16 protein-coding genes are annotated in these 17,979 nt (G+C 56.5%); 3 read left to right on the forward strand and 13 right to left on the reverse strand.

Annotation, left to right across the window (positions count from 1 at the left end):
- Positions 1–55 precede the first annotated feature (55 nt).
- Positions 56–1,522 carry an IMP dehydrogenase gene (gene guaB / locus ACP4QI_RS16075; RefSeq protein WP_142486684.1) on the reverse strand — a complete coding sequence of 489 codons (1,467 nt, stop codon included), beginning with the start codon at positions 1,520–1,522 and terminating at the stop codon, positions 56–58.
- Positions 1,523–1,681: 159 nt separating this feature from the next.
- Between guaB and xseA the strand changes: the two genes are divergently transcribed.
- Positions 1,682–3,055 carry an exodeoxyribonuclease VII large subunit gene (gene xseA / locus ACP4QI_RS16080; protein ID WP_142486685.1) on the forward strand — a complete coding sequence of 458 codons (1,374 nt, stop codon included), beginning with the start codon at positions 1,682–1,684 and terminating at the stop codon, positions 3,053–3,055.
- Here xseA and ACP4QI_RS16085 read toward each other — a convergent pair whose 3' ends face one another.
- Positions 3,056–4,129 carry an MFS transporter gene (locus tag ACP4QI_RS16085; RefSeq protein ID WP_445730298.1) on the reverse strand — a complete coding sequence of 358 codons (1,074 nt, stop codon included), beginning with the start codon at positions 4,127–4,129 and terminating at the stop codon, positions 3,056–3,058. It abuts the gene before it with no gap.
- 217 nt (positions 4,130–4,346) lie between these two features.
- On the opposite strand from ACP4QI_RS16085, the gene ACP4QI_RS16090 reads away from it, so the two are divergent.
- A complete protein-coding gene (locus ACP4QI_RS16090; protein ID WP_142486687.1) occupies positions 4,347–5,366 on the forward strand; it encodes a M4 family metallopeptidase in 1,020 nt (339 codons plus the stop codon).
- Positions 5,367–5,717: a protealysin inhibitor emfourin gene (locus tag ACP4QI_RS16095; RefSeq protein WP_142486688.1), complete on the forward strand. Its 351-nt coding sequence runs from the start codon at positions 5,367–5,369 to the stop codon at positions 5,715–5,717.
- Here the strand turns inward: ACP4QI_RS16095 and ACP4QI_RS16100 are convergent.
- The 11 genes from ACP4QI_RS16100 to ndk form a co-directional block, all read right to left on the reverse strand.
- Entirely contained in the window at positions 5,714–5,935 is a 222-nt protein-coding gene (locus ACP4QI_RS16100; RefSeq protein ID WP_142486689.1) for a zinc ribbon domain-containing protein, read from the reverse strand. The genes ACP4QI_RS16095 and ACP4QI_RS16100 overlap by 4 nt on opposite strands.
- A 52-nt stretch (positions 5,936–5,987) precedes the next feature.
- Entirely contained in the window at positions 5,988–7,022 is a 1,035-nt protein-coding gene (locus ACP4QI_RS16105) for a Gfo/Idh/MocA family oxidoreductase (RefSeq protein WP_426495831.1), read from the reverse strand.
- 62 nt (positions 7,023–7,084) lie between these two features.
- Positions 7,085–8,638: a peptide MFS transporter gene (locus ACP4QI_RS16110; RefSeq protein ID WP_231311773.1), complete on the reverse strand. Its 1,554-nt coding sequence runs from the start codon at positions 8,636–8,638 to the stop codon at positions 7,085–7,087.
- Positions 8,639–8,938: 300 nt separating this feature from the next.
- Positions 8,939–10,411, reverse strand: a complete 1,473-nt coding sequence (gene der, locus ACP4QI_RS16115; RefSeq protein ID WP_156264344.1) for a ribosome biogenesis GTPase Der — start codon at positions 10,409–10,411, stop codon at positions 8,939–8,941.
- Positions 10,412–10,521: 110 nt separating this feature from the next.
- The gene (gene bamB / locus ACP4QI_RS16120; protein ID WP_426495832.1) at positions 10,522–11,700 is read right to left on the reverse strand and encodes an outer membrane protein assembly factor BamB; all 1,179 of its coding nucleotides are present in this window, start codon (positions 11,698–11,700) and stop codon (positions 10,522–10,524) included.
- 10 nt (positions 11,701–11,710) lie between these two features.
- Positions 11,711–12,331 carry a YfgM family protein gene (locus tag ACP4QI_RS16125; RefSeq protein WP_142486694.1) on the reverse strand — a complete coding sequence of 207 codons (621 nt, stop codon included), beginning with the start codon at positions 12,329–12,331 and terminating at the stop codon, positions 11,711–11,713.
- A gap of 13 nt (positions 12,332–12,344) precedes the next feature.
- Positions 12,345–13,619: a histidine--tRNA ligase gene (gene hisS, locus ACP4QI_RS16130; RefSeq protein ID WP_142486695.1), complete on the reverse strand. Its 1,275-nt coding sequence runs from the start codon at positions 13,617–13,619 to the stop codon at positions 12,345–12,347.
- Between the two features lie 91 nt (positions 13,620–13,710).
- Positions 13,711–14,829 carry a flavodoxin-dependent (E)-4-hydroxy-3-methylbut-2-enyl-diphosphate synthase gene (ispG, locus tag ACP4QI_RS16135; RefSeq protein ID WP_106994607.1) on the reverse strand — a complete coding sequence of 373 codons (1,119 nt, stop codon included), beginning with the start codon at positions 14,827–14,829 and terminating at the stop codon, positions 13,711–13,713.
- A 30-nt stretch (positions 14,830–14,859) separates the two neighbouring features.
- Complete coding sequence (gene rodZ, locus ACP4QI_RS16140; RefSeq protein WP_156264347.1) at positions 14,860–15,858, reverse strand: cytoskeleton protein RodZ; 999 nt, start codon at positions 15,856–15,858, stop codon at positions 14,860–14,862.
- A 290-nt stretch (positions 15,859–16,148) separates the two neighbouring features.
- Entirely contained in the window at positions 16,149–17,315 is a 1,167-nt protein-coding gene (locus ACP4QI_RS16145; protein ID WP_285128994.1) for a bifunctional tRNA (adenosine(37)-C2)-methyltransferase TrmG/ribosomal RNA large subunit methyltransferase RlmN, read from the reverse strand.
- Between the two features lie 169 nt (positions 17,316–17,484).
- Positions 17,485–17,916: a nucleoside-diphosphate kinase gene (ndk, locus tag ACP4QI_RS16150; RefSeq protein WP_032613104.1), complete on the reverse strand. Its 432-nt coding sequence runs from the start codon at positions 17,914–17,916 to the stop codon at positions 17,485–17,487.
- Between the last annotated feature and the right edge of the window lie 63 nt (positions 17,917–17,979).

The following is a 17,979-nucleotide window of genomic DNA, read 5'->3' on the forward strand; positions in this document are numbered from 1 at the left end:
GAGGCAAGTGAAACAAAAACAGAGCGCCCGGCTCAAAGCCGGGCGCGGAAATTAATCAGGAGCCCATACGGTAGTTCGGAGACTCTTTGGTGATCGTCACGTCGTGAACGTGGCTTTCCTGGATACCTGCACCGCTGATACGCACGAATTCCGCTTTAGTACGCAGCAGGTCAATGGTACCACAGCCGGTCAGACCCATACAGGAGCGCAGGCCGCCCATCTGCTGGTGAATAATCTCTTTCAGGTAGCCTTTATAGGCCACGCGACCTTCGATACCTTCCGGCACCAGTTTGTCGGCAGCGTTATCGGTCTGGAAGTAACGGTCGGAGGAGCCTTTGGACATCGCGCCCAGAGAACCCATGCCGCGGTAAGATTTATAAGAACGGCCCTGGAACAGTTCGATTTCGCCCGGGGACTCTTCGGTACCGGCCAGCATGGAGCCAACCATTACCGCTGCCGCACCGGCCGCGATGGCTTTGGCGATGTCGCCGGAGAAGCGGATACCGCCGTCAGCGATAACCGGAATACCGGTACCTTCCAGCGCTTCTACCGCGTCGGATACCGCGGTGATCTGCGGAACACCCACGCCGGTGACGATACGGGTGGTACAGATGGAGCCTGGGCCAATGCCCACTTTCACCGCGCTGCAACCCGCTTCAGCCAGGGCACGAGCGCCTGCGCCGGTGGCCACGTTGCCACCAATAATTTGCAGATCAGGATATTTTGCACGGGTTTCGCGAATACGCTGCAGTACGCCTTCGGAGTGGCCGTGAGAGGAGTCAATCAGCAGCACGTCAACGCCGGCAGCTACCAGCGCATCAACGCGCTCTTCGTTGCCCGCGCCCGCGCCAACCGCAGCGCCGACGCGCAGACGGCCATGCTCGTCTTTACAGGCGTTCGGTTTACGTTCTGCTTTCTGGAAGTCTTTAACGGTGATCATGCCGAGCAGGTGGAAGCTGTCGTCCACAACCAGCGCTTTTTCAACGCGTTTTTCGTGCATTTTTGCGAAGACCACGTCGCGGGACTCGCCTTCACGCACGGTAACCAGACGCTCTTTCGGGGTCATGTAGACGCTGACCGGCTGGTTCAGGTCGGTGACGAAACGCACGTCACGACCGGTTATGATACCCACCAGTTCGTTATCGGAGGTCACAACCGGGTAGCCTGCAAAGCCGTTACGCTCGGTCAGCGCTTTCACTTCGTGCAGGGTGGTGGTTGGCAGAACGCTCTGTGGATCGGTAACGATGCCAGATTCATGTTTCTTCACGCGGCGAACTTCTTCCGCCTGACGCTCGATAGACATGTTTTTATGAATAAAGCCAATGCCGCCTTCCTGAGCCAGGGCGATAGCCAGGCGCGCTTCAGTCACGGTGTCCATTGCCGCGGAGAGCATAGGAATGTTCAGGCGAATGGTTTTGGTCAACTGCGTGCTGAGGTCGGCAGTATTCGGCAGAACGGTGGAATGAGCGGGAACGAGGAGGACGTCGTCAAACGTCAGTGCTTCTTTAGCGATACGTAGCATGGGCAATATCTCTGACCTGGGTGGTTAAATATTGCCGTGGCATTATACAGAGCGTAACCGATTGCATCTACACTTTTTTATAAAAAATGCTTGCGATTGCCTCTTATCAGGTTACTATCGACTGAATAACTTGCTGATTTAGAATTTGATCCCGCTCACATGTTATCCTCTCAATCCCCCTCAATTTATACCGTTAGCCGCCTGAATCAGACGGTCCGTTTGCTGCTTGAGCAGGAAATTGGCCAGGTGTGGATTAGCGGAGAGATCTCCAATTTCACCCAGCCGGCATCCGGTCACTGGTACTTCACCCTGAAGGACAATACCGCTCAGGTGCGCTGCGCGATGTTCCGCAACAGCAACCGTCGGGTGACCTTCCGGCCGCAGCACGGGCAGCAGGTGCTGGTTCGCGCCAGTATCACCCTGTACGAGCCGCGCGGTGATTATCAGATTATCGTTGAGAGCATGCAGCCAGCGGGTGAAGGGCTTCTCCAGCAGAAATATGAGCAGCTGAAAGCCACGCTTTCGGCGGAAGGACTGTTCGATCAGCAATATAAACAGCCACTCCCCTCCCCTGCCCACTGCGTAGGGGTGATTACCTCGAAAACCGGCGCCGCGCTGCATGACATTCTGCACGTCCTGAAACGCCGCGACCCTTCCCTGCCGGTCATTATCTACCCGACCGCAGTGCAGGGTGACGATGCGCCCGGGCAGATTGTCCGCGCCATTCAGCTTGCCAACGCCCGTCAGGAGTGTGATGTGCTGATCGTCGGGCGCGGAGGCGGTTCGCTGGAAGATCTCTGGAGCTTTAACGACGAACGCGTGGCGCGGGCAATTTTTGCCAGCCAGATCCCGGTGGTTAGCGCCGTCGGGCACGAAACCGACGTCACCATTGCGGATTTTGTCGCCGACCTGCGGGCGCCGACGCCGTCTGCCGCGGCAGAAGTGGTGAGCCGTAACCAGCTCGAGCTGCTGCGCCAGATGCAAAACGGCCAACAGCGCCTCGAGATGGCGATGGACTATTTCCTCGCCAACCGCACCCGTCGTTTTACCCAGCTGCATCATCGCCTGCAGCAGCAGCACCCGCAGCTGCGTCTGGCCCGTCAGCAAACCGTACTGGAACGTCTGCGCCAGCGGATGAACCTCGCGGTGGACAGTCAGCTTAAACGGGCGGTGCAGCGTCAGCAGCGCACCACTCAGCGCCTGAACCAGCACAACCCGCAGCCGCGCATCTGGCGCGCGCAAACGCGTATTCAGCAGCTGGAGTATCGCCTCGCGGAAAACCTGCGCGCGCAACTGAGCAGCACCCGCGAGCGCTTCGGTAAGGCGGTCACCCATCTGGAAGCCGTCAGTCCGCTCTCGACGCTGGCTCGCGGTTACAGCGTGACCACCGCGAACGATGGCAAAGTGCTGAAGCAGACCAAACAGGTCAAAGCCGGGGATGTGCTCACCACCCGGTTGTCAGACGGCTGGGTGGAAAGCGAAGTGAAAGGCGTGACGCCAGTGAAGAAAACCCGCGCCCGCAAAAAAGCGTGATCATGGTTTGCCGTCAGGCGTGACGGCAAGCAGCCCCCAGGACAGCCCGGAAAAAATGACCAGCGCTACCGCTGCGCCTGCCATTCCCAGTAACAGGCCAAACGCTACGGAGCCGATAACCTGTCCGGCTGCCAGCATCAGAAAAGCCATACTGACACCCACAGCAGGTGACGGATGGGTAATAACCGCGCCCTGCACCAGCAGTACGCCGGACAAAATCACGTATCCCGCCCCGCTCATCGCCACCACCGGGACCAGCCACCAGGCAAACCCTTCTATTAGCGCAAGAGCCAGCAGCGAGGCGGCCATGAAAATCTGCGAAACTCGATAAACGCCGCGCATCCCGATACGTTTTGCCGCGCTTCCGGTAAACACGGCGACGATCCCTGCCCCGCCGCTCACCAGCCACAGAACCCGCGTCACGGCGCTATCAAGCCCGGTATGGCTCGTTAGCAACTCCGGGCCAAAACTCCACCAGGCGGCGCTGGCAATGCCGCTCACGAAAGTAATCATTAACAGACGGCACATACCCGGCTTGCGAAGCAAATCGCGCCAGGAGGGTGTTTGTTCACGCTTGCGCGTAGCCCGACCCGGCAGATAACGCCACGCTGCCAGCAGGCAGAGCAGTGCCAGGAGGGCAAAGACGATACAGGCCGCACGCCAGCCGCCCGGCATAAAAAACAGAACCGGCACCGAGAGGATGATCCCGGCGCTTGTTCCGGCATTAATGACGGTATTCACCAGGGTCTGGCGATCTGGCGCAATGGTGTCATCTACGGCTCCGGCAAGCGCGGGTGAGGCCAGCCCCGAACTTAATCCGGCAATAAATAATCCTGTCGCAAGGGTGAGCGGCAGCGACGAGAATGCCAGAATAAACAGCCCGCATGCTGCCGTGACGGCTGCCAGCAAAGCCGGTACGCGGGAGCCGAAACGGTAAGTGAGGAAAGAGGCAAAGAGGACTGACAGGCAATAAGCCGCATAGCTACAGGCTGCAATCCCCCCGGCAACCTGGGGCGAGAAAGGGATGGCCTGACGAATATCGGGCAACATCAGCCCCCAAGAAAATCTCGCCATGCCGTAAGTCACCGCGATTAATGAGAACCCGGTTATACCCAGTGCAATCGGTCTGTTCATTACGCCCCTCTTTTTACCCGCAGTAAAAACCTAAACGCTGAGCAGGCGTTGTGCCAGTTTTTACCGGTACGAATACTCTGACTTCTCCCCGCTCCCGGCTTCATCATTTACACTCAAAGTGTTTCTTTTTTCGGCATTGCCATAACAGGAGAGACGCATGACCCGAACCTTTAGCGTGATCCCGCCCTATATTCTTCGTCGTATTATTGAGAGTGGCTCTGAGCCGCAGCAGCGTTGCGCCCGCCAGACGCTGACGCATGTACAAACGCTGATGGCACATATGCCAGGTAAACCCGCTGCGCCGCACGTTAATAAAGCCGGGCAGCTGGAGCGTGATATTTATGATGCAAAACAGACCCAGGAACTGCCGGGCACCCAGGTGCGTTATGAGGGACAGGCGTCAAACAGGGATATTGCTGTTGATGAAGCCTATGATTATTTAGGTATCACCCATGATTTTTTCTGGAAAAATTATCATCGCGACTCGCTGGATAATAAAGGGCTGATACTGACGGGCACCGTTCATTATGGGCGGGAATATCAGAACGCTTTCTGGAATGGTCAGCAGATGGTATTTGGTGATGGTGATGGCGAGATATTTAACCGCTTCACTATTGCCATTGACGTTGTGGCACATGAACTTAGCCATGGGGTGACCGAAACCGAAGCCGGGCTTATCTACTTTGAACAATCGGGTGCGCTGAACGAGTCTTTATCTGACGTTTTCGGCTCGCTGGTGAAACAGTATCACCTGAAGCAGACGGCCGACAAAGCCGACTGGCTGATTGGTGAAGGGCTGCTGGCTAAGGGGATTAATGGCAAAGGGCTGCGATCGATGTCAGAACCCGGAACCGCCTATGACGATCCCCTGCTCGGCAAAGATCCGCAGCCCGGGCATATGAAAGACTTTATCAAAACGCGCGAAGATAACGGCGGCGTGCATCTTAATTCGGGTATTCCTAATCGCGCGTTTTATCTTGCCGCGACGGCCATTGGTGGCCATGCCTGGGAGAAAGCCGGTTATGCCTGGTATGACACAGTTTGCGATCGACAGCTGGCGCAAGATGCAGATTTTGACGCCTTTGCGAAACTGACGGTGGCGCACGGTGAAAAGCGATCGGGTGGTGACGTCGCCGCAGCCATTGAGCAAGCCTGGAAACAGGTGGGAGTGTTGTAAATGCAGGTTCCGGAACTGACGGATGACGCGGTGGTCGAGCTGGCGCGTGAAGGCGGCGTGGCCTATATTCCCCATCTCAGCGGATTGCGGCGAATTGCGCTCTCGACGCTTAACAGCGCCCAGCGCCAGCGCGTGGTAAATATACTGGAGCAGGCTATTCCGCGGGGAGAGCCGCCCGGCCAGCGCTCGTCACCCGGCGGCGGCGACCAGCGCTATTTTCGCATCCAGATAATCTGGACCCGGCACAATCAGGCGCAATACACCGACATCATTGTACTGGTTCCCGAGCAGGAAGCGCCAGAGTCGCTGGTCGAGCTCTGGCAAAAAGGCGAGGGTTGCGTATGCGATTAAGCGTCAGTCCTGACGAACTCCACGCGCTTTTTCGAGATCAGACCGTGGCCGTTCTGGCAGAAATAGTCCACCGCACCGCAGGCTTTTAACACCTGGAGTGGCTGATGGCATTCCGGGCAGCGCGCTTCCAGGGCGATATCTTTGTGGCAATTCTCGCAGTGCGCCACACCGTTTTGCGGTTCAATCTCCGCATGGCAATCCGGGCAGGTAATCGACATGATGACTCCTTCAAAGGACATTCAGTTCTGCCCTGATTTTAACACGATGCGTTTAGTGGGGGCCACGTAGCTGTTGCTGTAACGTCAGCAGGATCTCCACCTCTTCCAGCCTGCGCTGCGTCGTGCGGCTCACCTCGTCCGGATCGCGTGTAAACAGGCTTTGCTCCCCCAGAATATGCTCCGCCAGACAGCGTTCGTAGATCGTGCCGCCAAAACGCCAGGACTGAATTTTATCGCCATCGATCAGGTCAAGCACATCCTCTGCCCCACGCCGGTCGTGGCTGATGACGCGACCGTCCCGCAGATGCAGCCGCAGCCCTTTTTGCCCGCCGGACGGCCCGGCATATTTGTTGAGCCAGATATTCACCGGCACACCGCCGATCTGCCCCTGAAGATGCGCCTCGCCTTCCGCCGTGGTCAGATCGCCTTTGGCGATATCGCGCCCCAGACGGTCTTTAGCCGTTACAACCTGCAAGGCAATATCGCCATTGCCTCCCAGGTAGCGCACCGTTTCGCGCATCATCGCCAGCACGTGCGTGCCGATATCCAGGATCACCCCGTCAGGATGACGCAGCGTTCGGGTATCGGGTTTCCCGGTGGCAAAGTTGAGCGCGATGGGCTCCCCCGCCGCGTTAAACCCGCTCGGCTCCTGTAAAAAGCCCTCAATGCGGACGATATCCGAAAAGGTCCCGACCAACCCCAGCGACACCAGGTTAATACGCGCCATCCAGTGATCGAGCGCCAGCACCCGGGCGGCCGCCTCCGGTTTCGCCAGCAGCGTTTTCAGCCTGGCGATTTGGGCAAGGGTGGCGACAATCGGCTTTTCAACCACAATGCGCGGGATGGAGGATGCCAGCGCCAGCTCAAGCACCTCAAGGTGCTGCAGCGATGCGGTGGTGATAAACAGCGTATCGAGGGGTTGGGCGAGGAGATCGGCAAGCGTTGAGCAGCGGGTAATTCCATCCAGTGTTCTTGTCGCCTGGATATCAAAGCCCAGACAGCGGAGAGAAGCGCCGAAGGTGTTTTGTAGTGCGGGTAAGTAGGCGGTTTCAACCACCGCGCCAAGTCCAACAAACCCAATCTGCATATATCACCTCTGTTTTGGCAAGGCCGGAGCGTAACGCACGCTCCGGCCAGCTCAGGCTGATATCAGGCGTTGGTTACCGGTTTCGGCTCGTTTTTCGTCTGCGTATTTTCCAGCATACGACGCACCGGAACAATGAGCACCGTCAGAACGGCGGCACAAATCAGCAGCGCGATGGAGCAGCGTGCGAAGAGATCCGGCAGCATATCCAGCTGATCGGCTTTCACATGACCGCCAATCAGACCCGCCGCCAGGTTGCCGAGAGCGCTGGCGCAGAACCACAGGCCCATCATCTGGCCGCGCATTCTTTCCGGGGCCAGCAGCGTCATGGTCGCCAGACCAATCGGGCTCAGGCACAGTTCGCCGAGGGTCAGCATCAGGATACTGCCCACCAGCCAGAACGGCGACACGCCCGCCCCGCCGTTACTCAGGACATTCTGCGCCGCCAGCATCATCAGGCCAAAGCCCCCTGCGGCACACAGAATGCCGATCACGAACTTGGTGATGCTGCTCGGGCGAATGTTGTTGCTCGCCAGCTTCGGCCAGGCCCAGCTAAAGACCGGTGCCAGCAGGATAATAAACAGGGCGTTAATTGACTGGAACCATACCGCCGGGATTTCAAAATCACCGATCATGCGGTTGGTGTAATCGTTGGCAAACAGGTTGAACGAGGTTGGCTTTTGTTCAAATGCAGACCAGAAGAAGGCCGCAGACACCAGCAGGATAAAGCAGACCAGCAGTCTGGCGCGCTCTTTGCGGTTCAGGCCGGCAAACATAAACAGCCAGATGAAGTAGAGCGCCACCGAGGCGGCAATCACGTATACCAGCACGCTGGCCACCGCGACCGGGTTAATGACGATCACGCCCTGCGCGATCAGGGTAACGATAATGGCGATACCCGCCGCCAGCGCCAGTAACCAGCCGCCGACGCCGTTTTTCTTCGCGACCGGGCTGTTCCAGGTTGAATCCAGCCCCACTTCGCTGTCATAGCGCTTCATCGACGGCACGGCAAACAGGCGGAAGATGACCAGCGCCACCAGCATCCCGATACCGCCGATACCAAAGCCCCAGTGCCAGCCGTGGGATTTAATCAGCCAGCCGGAGATCAGCGGCGCGATAAAGGACCCCATGTTGATGCCCATATAGAACAGCGAGAAGCCGCCGTCGCGACGCGCATCGCCTTTCTTATACAGCGTGCCCACCATCACCGAGATACAGGTTTTGAACAGGCCCGAGCCCAGGACGATAAACATCAGACCGATAAAGAACAGGTTGTTACCCATCACCGCCGACAGCGCAATTGACAGGTGGCCGAGTGCAATCAGAATCGAACCGTACCAGACCGCTTTCTGCTGGCCGAGCCAGTTATCCGCCAGCCAGCCACCCGGCAGCGCCGCCAGATACATAGTTCCGGCGAAGATACCAACAATAGCGGAGGCATTTTCACGCGCCAGCCCCATGCCGCCGTCATACACCGTGGCCGCCATAAACAGGATCAGGAGTGGACGAATACCGTAAAACGAGAAGCGCTCCCACATCTCCGTGAAGAACAGCGCGCCGAGTGGATAAGGATGGCCGAAGAAAGTTCGGCTTTCGTTTTTATTAACAGAGGATTGCATAATTCTCCCGAGATGATGTGTCGTCTTACTTGTAAACACCGGAAGCCCGCCGCCCGGTTAGCAATCGGGCGGCTTTTTTACATCCGGCGAAATGTTATTTAACCATTTGATAACCTGAGGCAACTTTTGTCCAGCCCCCACCCCACCACCAAAAGATGAAAGTTCGACAATCGTCTTATTTCTTAGATTTTATGTTGGATAAACATGAATAGTGATTGACATCACATCAATAATTATTCGTCCCTTTCAGGCATAAAAAAACCCGCGACAGGCGCGGGTTTTTCGGCAAAGCAGCAAAGATTATTTGCTTTTCTTAATGTGTTTAATCAAACGCTTACGCTTACGCATCTGGTTCGGCGTCAGGGTGTTACGTTTGTTGGCAAACGGGTTATCCCCTTCCTTGAACTGAATACGGATCGGCGTACCCATTACGTCCAGCGATTTGCGGAAGTAGTTCATCAGGTAGCGTTTGTAAGAATCCGGCAGATCTTTTACCTGGTTACCGTGGATAACCACGATAGGCGGGTTATAACCACCGGCGTGAGCATATTTCAGCTTCACGCGGCGACCGCGCACCAGCGGTGGCTGATGGTCTTCTGCCGCCATGGTCATGATACGGGTCAGCATTGCGGTACCGACACGACGGGTGGAGCTGTCGTAGGCTTCACGCACCGATTCAAACAGGTTGCCAACGCCGCTGCCGTGCAGGGCAGAGATGAAGTGGACGCGGGCAAAGTCGATAAAGCCCAGACGGAAGTCCAGCATCTCTTTAACCTGCTCACGCACTTCGTTGCTCAGGCCGTCCCACTTGTTGACGACGATAACCAGCGAACGCCCACTGTTAAGGATAAAGCCGAGCAGGGAGAGATCCTGATCGGAGATACCTTCGCGGGCATCGATCACCAGCATCACCACGTTGGCGTCTTCAATCGCCTGCAGAGTTTTGATTACCGAGAACTTTTCCACCACATCGGTGATTTTCCCGCGCTTGCGCACGCCCGCGGTGTCGATCAGAACGTATTCACGCTCGTCACGCTCCATCGGGATGTAAATACTGTCGCGAGTGGTGCCCGGCATGTCATACACCACCACGCGGTCTTCACCGAGGATGCGGTTAGTAAGCGTTGACTTACCGACGTTCGGACGACCGACAATGGCCAGCTTGATCGGCAGATCCTGCGGGTTAAAGTCGTCTTCCGGCTCCTCTTCACCCTCTTCGCCTTCTTCGAACTGCGCCCAGTACTCGGCGTCTTCGTCGACCTCTTCCGGCGGGTTGATCTCGTCAACGTACGGCAGCAGCGCGGTTTCCAGCAGGCTGGTCACGCCACGACCGTGAGAGGCGGCGATCGGGTAGATATCGCCCAGACCTAATGACCAGAAATCGGCCATCGCCTGATCGGGATCGATACCGTCCGTTTTGTTCGCCACCAGGAAGGTGGATTTTTCACGTGAGCGCAGGTGCTTAGCGATGGCAACGTCGGCAGGCATCAGGCCCGCGCGCGCATCAACCATAAACAGCACGATGTCCGCTTCTTCAATCGCCAGCAGAGATTGTTCCGCCATGCGAGTTTCAACGCCGTCTTCTGTCCCGTCGATACCGCCGGTATCGATACAGATAAACTCACGACCTTCCACTTCTGCACGACCGTACTTACGGTCACGCGTGAGCCCCGGGAAATCCGCAACCAGCGCATCACGGGTGCGTGTTAAACGGTTAAAAAGAGTGGATTTTCCAACGTTCGGGCGCCCGACAAGCGCGACCACAGGTACCATGTTTAAAGCCTCATAAAATTCGATATCACGTCGCGTTTGCGGCGTTTTTTAAAAAATCAAAACGGCCCCTGAAGCAACAGGAGCCGTTGAGTATACTACAACCGCGGTGATTAACGCGTGATCGCGTACAGCGTACCGTCTTTTGCCTGGATCAGCAGTTTGCCGTCAGCCACCACCGGCTCGGTCAGGAAACCGGAACCGTCGACTTTCTCCTGGGCGACAAAACGACCGTTGCTCGGGTCAATCCAGTGCATATAGCCTTCGCTATCACCTACCACCAGGCTGCCGTTATACAGCGCCGGTGCGGTCAGCAGACGGTGCAGCAGATCGCTCTGCGTCCACAGCGTCACGCCACCCTCGGTGCTCAGCGCCAGCAGGCGATCGTTCTGATCGACCAGGTAGATGCGGTTGCCGTCCACCACGAAATCATTCACGGAGCCCAGCTCGCGTTTCCACATCACCTGGCCGCTACGCAGATCCATCGCAGTCAGGTTGCCGTTATAGGCCAGAGCGTAAACCACGCCATTGACGATGACCGGCGTGGTGTCCACATCGCTCAGGCGGTCGATTTCGGTCGGACCGGTTGCCTGAGAGATACGCTGCTGCCAAATCATCTGGCCCTGCTGCATCAATACGGCACTAACGCGACCGTTATCACCGCCGACAATAGCCGCACCAAAGGCAGTGGCTGGCGCAGATTCACCGCGCAGGGAGAGCGCAGGCATATCGAGGTTAACCGTCCACTTTACCGCACCGTCAGCTTCATTCAGCGCCTGCAGCTGACCGTTGGCGGTATGCACCAGCACCATGCCGTCGCTGACCACCGGACGGGAGAGCGCTTCGCCCGCGACGCGGGTCTGCCATGCGATGGAGCCGTCGCTGGCGTTAAGGGCGTAGACCTGGGCCTTCTCGCTGCCGATATAGACATGACCACCGACAACCGTCACACCGCCTGACAGCAGAGCCGGCGTGCGTGACAGCCAGCCGCTTTTTTCTGCCAGATTAATCGACCACACCTCTTTGCCATCATCGGCGTTTACCGCTTTGACGATGCCTTTGCGGTCAGCCGCATAGACAACGCCGTCCGCAGAAGCCGGATGCAGGTTGGAGTAGAATTCGCCAATACCGTCACCGACGGAAGTGCTCCATGCGGTAGACGGCGCAAACTGGTTTTCAACCGTTGGCAGTGGAGACATGGTGACAACATCTTCTTCGCCGCTGAACAGTGAACAGCCGCTCAATAACGTAACGGAAAGCAGTCCTGGCAGAAGTAATTTACGCAATTGCATCGGGTCCCTCTCAGACGGACAAATTATTTATTTTCATCTGCATCATTTCGCTCAGCGCTGGCGAGGCGTTGCTTTTCACGCCCGCTTCCCATGCGCTGCGCGCGCCTTGTTTGTCACCTTTACTCAGCAGTGCTTCACCACGCAGGTCGGCAACAATCGAGGCAAAACCTTCACCCTTAACAGAGTCGAGGGTTTTCAACGCTTCGTCTGTTTTCTTCTGCTGCACCTGAATACGGGCAAGACGCAGATTGATGAGCGCTTTCAGGTTATCGTTGCCTGCGGCTGCCAGACCCTGCTGCAGCTGAGCTGCCGCTTTGTCCAGCTCGCCTTTATCAACGAACTGCTGAGCCACTTCCAATGACGCCAGCGCGCCATAGGTATTTTTATTGTCGGCGGCAAATTTCTCTGCTGCCGCCAGGGTTTCCGGCCGATCGGCCTGAATGGCGCTCACGGTATTTTCATACTGTAAGGAGGAGCCACGCGCGGAATCGACCTGATGATTGTTCCAGTAACGCCAGCCCACCAGGGCACCAACACCTAAAATAACCCCAACAGCCAGCGCTTTGCCGTTTTCAGCAAAGAAGCGTTTAATCGCATCGACCTGGTCGTTTTCGTTCTCGTACATTTCCACGCAGTCCTTCTCCTTAGCCCAGTAGAGTGCGCAAGTGCGCCGCAACGCCGTCCTGCGTTACTGTTGTTTGCTCACCAGAGCGCAGATCCTTCACCACCACTTCGCCGTTAGCCACTTCTGACTCGCCAAGTACCAGTGCAATACGCGCGCCCCACTTATCGGCACGGGCGAACTGTTTCTTAAAGTTGCCGCCGCCGTGGTTGGTCATCAGCTTAGCCGCTGGCAGCGCATCGCGCACGCGTTCGGCAAGCTGCATTGCCGCAGACTGCGTTTCCGCGCCTGAGGCCACCAGGTATATATCGACAACAGGATCGGCTTTAAATTCCGGATTAACTGCCTGAACTAACAAAACAAGTCGCTCAAGACCCATGGCGAAGCCTACTGCCGGTGCAGGACGACCGCCTAACTGCTCCACCAGACCGTCGTAACGACCGCCCGCACAGACCGTTCCCTGTGAACCGAGGCTGGTGGTAACCCACTCAAACACGGTGCGGTTGTAGTAGTCCAGACCGCGTACCAGGCGCTGGTTAACGGTGTAAGCAATACCGGCAGCTTCCAGCAGTTTGCACAGACCGGCAAAGTGTTCGCGGGAATCTTCGTCCAGATAATCGCCCAGGGCAGGCGCGTCGTTCAGCAGGGCCTGCACGTCCGGGTTTTTGGAATCCAGCACGCGCAGCGGGTTGCTGTACATGCGACGCTTGCAGTCTTCGTCCAGCTTCTCTTTATGCTGCTCGAGGAAGGCCACCAGCGCATCGCGGTAGTTTGCACGCGCTTCAAGAGAACCGATGGAGTTCAGCTCCAGGGAGACGTGATCGGCAATACCCAGCGCGCGCCACCAGCGGGCGGTGAGCATAATCAGCTCCGCGTCGATATCCGGGCCCTGCAGACCAAAGGCTTCGACACCCAGCTGGTTAAATTGACGGTAGCGACCTTTCTGAGGACGTTCGTGACGGAACATTGGGCCGATATACCACAGGCGCTGCTCCTGATTGTACAGGAGACCATGCTCGATGCCGGCGCGTACACATCCCGCCGTACCTTCCGGACGTAAGGTCAGGCTGTCGCCGTTACGATCCTCAAAGGTGTACATCTCTTTTTCAACCACATCGGTGACTTCACCGATAGCGCGTTTGAATAACGGGGTCTGCTCTACAATCGGCAAACGGATTTCACTGTAACCGTAGCTGCCGAGCACCTGCTTGAGGGTGCCTTCAATGCGCTGCCAGATGGCGGTCTCGGCAGGCAGATAATCGTTCATGCCGCGAATGGCTTGAATGTTCTTTGCCACGTTTGTTCTCTTTCTATAGACAAAAATGAACCCTGGGGTTCATAACCGAAGGGTTCAATCATACACAGGAAGCGAACCGCTTCCCATCTCGTTATTTTTCTACCTGTAGCACGCTAATGCGCTGCGCTTCATCCAGCATGGTGGCTTTGGCGCGGATGCGGGCTTCAAGCTGATCGATCATGTCGTTATTATCCAGACGATCTTTGCGGACGCCATCTTCATAGAGACCACTTTTCTTGTTACCACCCGTAACGCCCAGCGTCGACACCAGCGCCTCACCCGGACCGTTCACCACACAACCGATAATCGAAACGTCCATCGGGGTGATGATATCTTCCAGACGCTGCTCGAGCGCATTCACCGTACCGATGACGTCGAACTCCTGACGCGAACAGGTCGGACAGGCGATAAAGTTGATGCCGCGGGAACGAATACGCAGTGACTTCAGGATATCGAAACCGACTTTGATCTCTTCCACCGGATCGGCGGCCAGCGAGACACGCAGGGTGTCGCCAATGCCTTCGTTCAGCAGCAGGCCAAGGCCAATCGCTGATTTAACCGCACCGCTGCGCGCGCCGCCGGCTTCGGTGATCCCGAGGTGCAGCGGCTGATCGATCTGCTTCGCCAGCAGACGATAGGATTCAACGGCGAGGAAAACGTCCGAGGCTTTCACGCTGACTTTGAACTGATCGAAGTTCAGACGATCGAGATGATCCACATGACGCATGGCCGATTCGAGCAGCGCCTGCGGGGTCGGTTCACCGTATTTTTCCTGCAGATCTTTTTCCAGCGAACCGGCATTCACGCCGATACGGATGGGGATATTTTTGTCGCGGGCGCAATCAACGACCGCGCGGATGCGCTCTTCGCTACCGATGTTGCCAGGGTTGATACGCAGGCAATCGACGCCGTATTCCGCTACTTTCAGCGCGATACGGTAATCGAAGTGAATATCGGCAACCAGCGGAACGGAGACCTGCTGTTTGATGAGTTTAAACGCTTCTGCCGCGTCCATTGTCGGCACGGAAACGCGGACAATGTCTGCGCCCACACGTTCTAACGCTTTGATCTGATTGACCGTTGCCGCCACATCGGTGGTACGGGTGTTGGTCATCGACTGAACGGCGATGGGAGCACCATCGCCAATTGGCACATTCCCGACGTAAATACGTTTCGATTTTCTACGTGGAATAGGAGCCTGGTTATGCATGGAAAATCTCCCGCGTTGCCTGTCTGTTACTTACTGTGCTGCTGATTGTTCGGCATTGAGGGTCAGACGCGCAACCTGGTTAGTTCTGATAAAACGACTCAGATCGACAGGTTTACCCTGGAACTGGATCTGGACCGCTGCCGGAGCACCAATCTTGAGCTTATAGGGCGCCTGGCCTGCCAGATTTAACGTGCCGTCCTTACGCTGCAGTCCGCTGAACAGCTTCTTGCCGGTCGCATCGGTCACTTCCAGCCAGCAGTCGGCGCTGAAGTTCATCACCAGCGCGTTTGGGTCGGCCGGTGCCGCCGCGACGCCAGCCGGATCGGATGGCAGAGGCTGAACCGCGTTATCCGCGGTGGCTGCCGGGGCAGTCTCGACGTTCGCCTGGGAAGGCGAAACGACGGCACTGTCAGCCGGAGCCTGGGCTGTTTGATTAGCCACTGGCGCAGTTGCCTGCGCCGTTGCCACATCCGTGGTGCCAGCAGCAGGGGCCTGCGGTTCGCTGGCGTTTGCTGAGGCGTCGGTATTCAGTGGGATGCTCTGAGCGCCCTCGCCCGCTGAGTTATTCAGCTCGGCGGAGGACTGATCGGCCATGGTGGTGATCTCTTCCTGCTGCGCTTTGTGGTTCTGCCACCACCAGGCGCCCGTCAGGCCGATAACCACAAACAAGACCAGCCAGGTAAAGCTCATCAGCCAGCCATCACGTTTTTTACGACGTTTGCCCAGCGAAAAACTCTGCATCGGCGCGACTTTCGCCGCTCTGACCGGTGCCTGTTTTTCCATCATCGGCAGCAGTTCGTCTTCAGGGATATGCACCAGTTTCGCATAGGAGCGGATATAACCACGCAGAAACGTTGAAGCAAGATCGGCAGGTGCCTTATCTTCTTCAATATCGCGGACCGTGGAAACCTTCAGACATAAGCGTTCCGCAACGGTTTGCTGGCTTAGTCCGAGTTGTTCACGGGCGTTGCGAAGACGAACGCCAGTGGAAAGTGCTGCATTTTGGTCGTGAGTGGCTTCAGTATTCATTCGCTACAACTACTGGTACGTGAAAATTGAGGATCCTGGCGCCGGTGTCACAATGCCACCCGCACCGCGAAACTTCTGGTCAGTTAACCTTAGTAAGACAGCACAATACTGTCAGGTTTTCGTTGACAGAAGCGGCTTGTCAGTGAGGCTAAACTGTTGTTGCGTCGTTACATACTGCCTTAAAGTCATATAAAACGCACCGTAATTATTACCCATACACCGGTGCAATGACTGTTTATTCGCATCTTACGCTGCCACGGCGCAGATAATGCGCCGCGGCAGCGTAATAATTACACGGCCTTGACGTCGATAGCTTCGCCCTGCATACGTTTACGCAGCGTGCGCTTGGTGCGGTCGATAACATCACCGGCCAGCTGACCACAGGCGGCATCAATATCGTCACCGCGGGTTTTACGCACGATAGTGGTGAAGCCGTACTCCATCAGTACCTTGGAGAAACGGTCGATACGGCTGTTTGAGCTACGGCCATACGGCGCGCCCGGGAACGGGTTCCATGGGATCAGGTTAATCTTGCACGGCGTATCTTTCAGCAGTGCCGCCAGCTCGTGCGCATGCTCGGTGCCGTCGTTGACGTGATCCAGCATGACGTACTCAATGGTGACGCGTCCCTGGTTAGCGTTGGACTTCGAAATGTAGCCCCGCACCGAGTTCAGGAAGGTTTCGATATTGTACTTCTTGTTGATTGGCACGATCTCATCACGGATGGTATCGTTCGGCGCATGCAGCGAAATCGCCAGCGCAACGTCAATCATATCGCCGAGCTTGTCCAGCGCAGGTACAACACCTGAGGTGGAGAGCGTCACGCGACGTTTGGACAGGCCAAAACCGAAGTCATCGAGCATGATTTCCATCGCCGGAACCACATTAGTGAGGTTCAGCAGCGGTTCGCCCATCCCCATCATCACCACGTTAGTGATAGGACGGGTGCCGGTCACTTTTGCCGCGCCGACGATCTTCGCCGCACGCCAGACCTGGCCGATGATTTCCGACACGCGCAGGTTGCGGTTAAAGCCCTGCTGCGCCGTGGAGCAGAACTTGCACTCCAGCGCACAACCGACCTGGGAAGAGACGCACAGCGTGGCGCGGTCATCTTCCGGGATATAGACCGTTTCAACGCGCTGATCGCCTACGGCAATCGCCCATTTGATGGTGCCGTCAGCTGAACGCTGCTCTTCCACCACTTCCGGGGCGCGGATTTCGGCTACTTCTTTGAGTTTGTTGCGCAGGACCTTGTTGATGTCTGTCATGTCATCAAAGTTATCGCTGCAATAGTGATACATCCATTTCATAACCTGGTCGGCACGAAACGGCTTCTCGCCCATCTCTTTGAAGAACTCACGCATCTGCTGACGGTTCAGGTCCAGCAGGTTGATTTTTCCATTTTTATTTGGAACCGCAGGAACGGCGACTTCGGAGGTATTAACTAGTTCAGACATAATATATTCCGGCCTCGTTGTTACACGTTATGGCCCGTGGAGGGTTAAAAAGAAACGCCCCGGCAAGCAGTCTGCTCATCCGGGGCGTTGCATTGTACAAAGTCTGGCGCAGGGATGCCACGTCTGCACGCGGCATTTACGAAAATAATGTGTAAACGAAACCGTTATATTAACGGGTACGTGGACACACTTCGCCTTCAGCAAAGAAGAAAGCGATTTCGCGCGCAGCAGATTCTACGGAGTCGGAACCGTGGGTGCCGTTCTCGGTGAAGCTGTCAGCGTAATCGGCGCGCAGAGTACCTGCCAGAGCGTTGTCCGGGTTGGTTGCACCCAGCAGATCGCGGTGACGCTGAACGGCATTTTCGCCTTCCAGTACGGAAACCACGATTGGGCCAGAGGTCATGAACTCAACCAGGCCGTCGAAGAATGGGCGACCTTCGTGCTCAGCATAGAAACCGCGAGCCTGCTCAACGGTCAGATGCAGCATTTTAGTACCAACGATTTTGAACCCTGCCGCTTCAAAGCGAGCAAAGATGCTGCCAATAACGTTTTTTGCCACCGCGTTTGGTTTGATGATGGAAAAAGTACGTTCAATAGCCATGATTACCTCTGTGATTTGTTCTGTTGTTTTGCATTCATGCGAAATATATGGCGCGGATTATAA

The sequence above is a fragment of the Leclercia sp. TB492 genome, assembly GCF_049974505.2.
Lineage (GTDB): Bacteria > Pseudomonadota > Gammaproteobacteria > Enterobacterales > Enterobacteriaceae > Enterobacter > Enterobacter adecarboxylatus_C.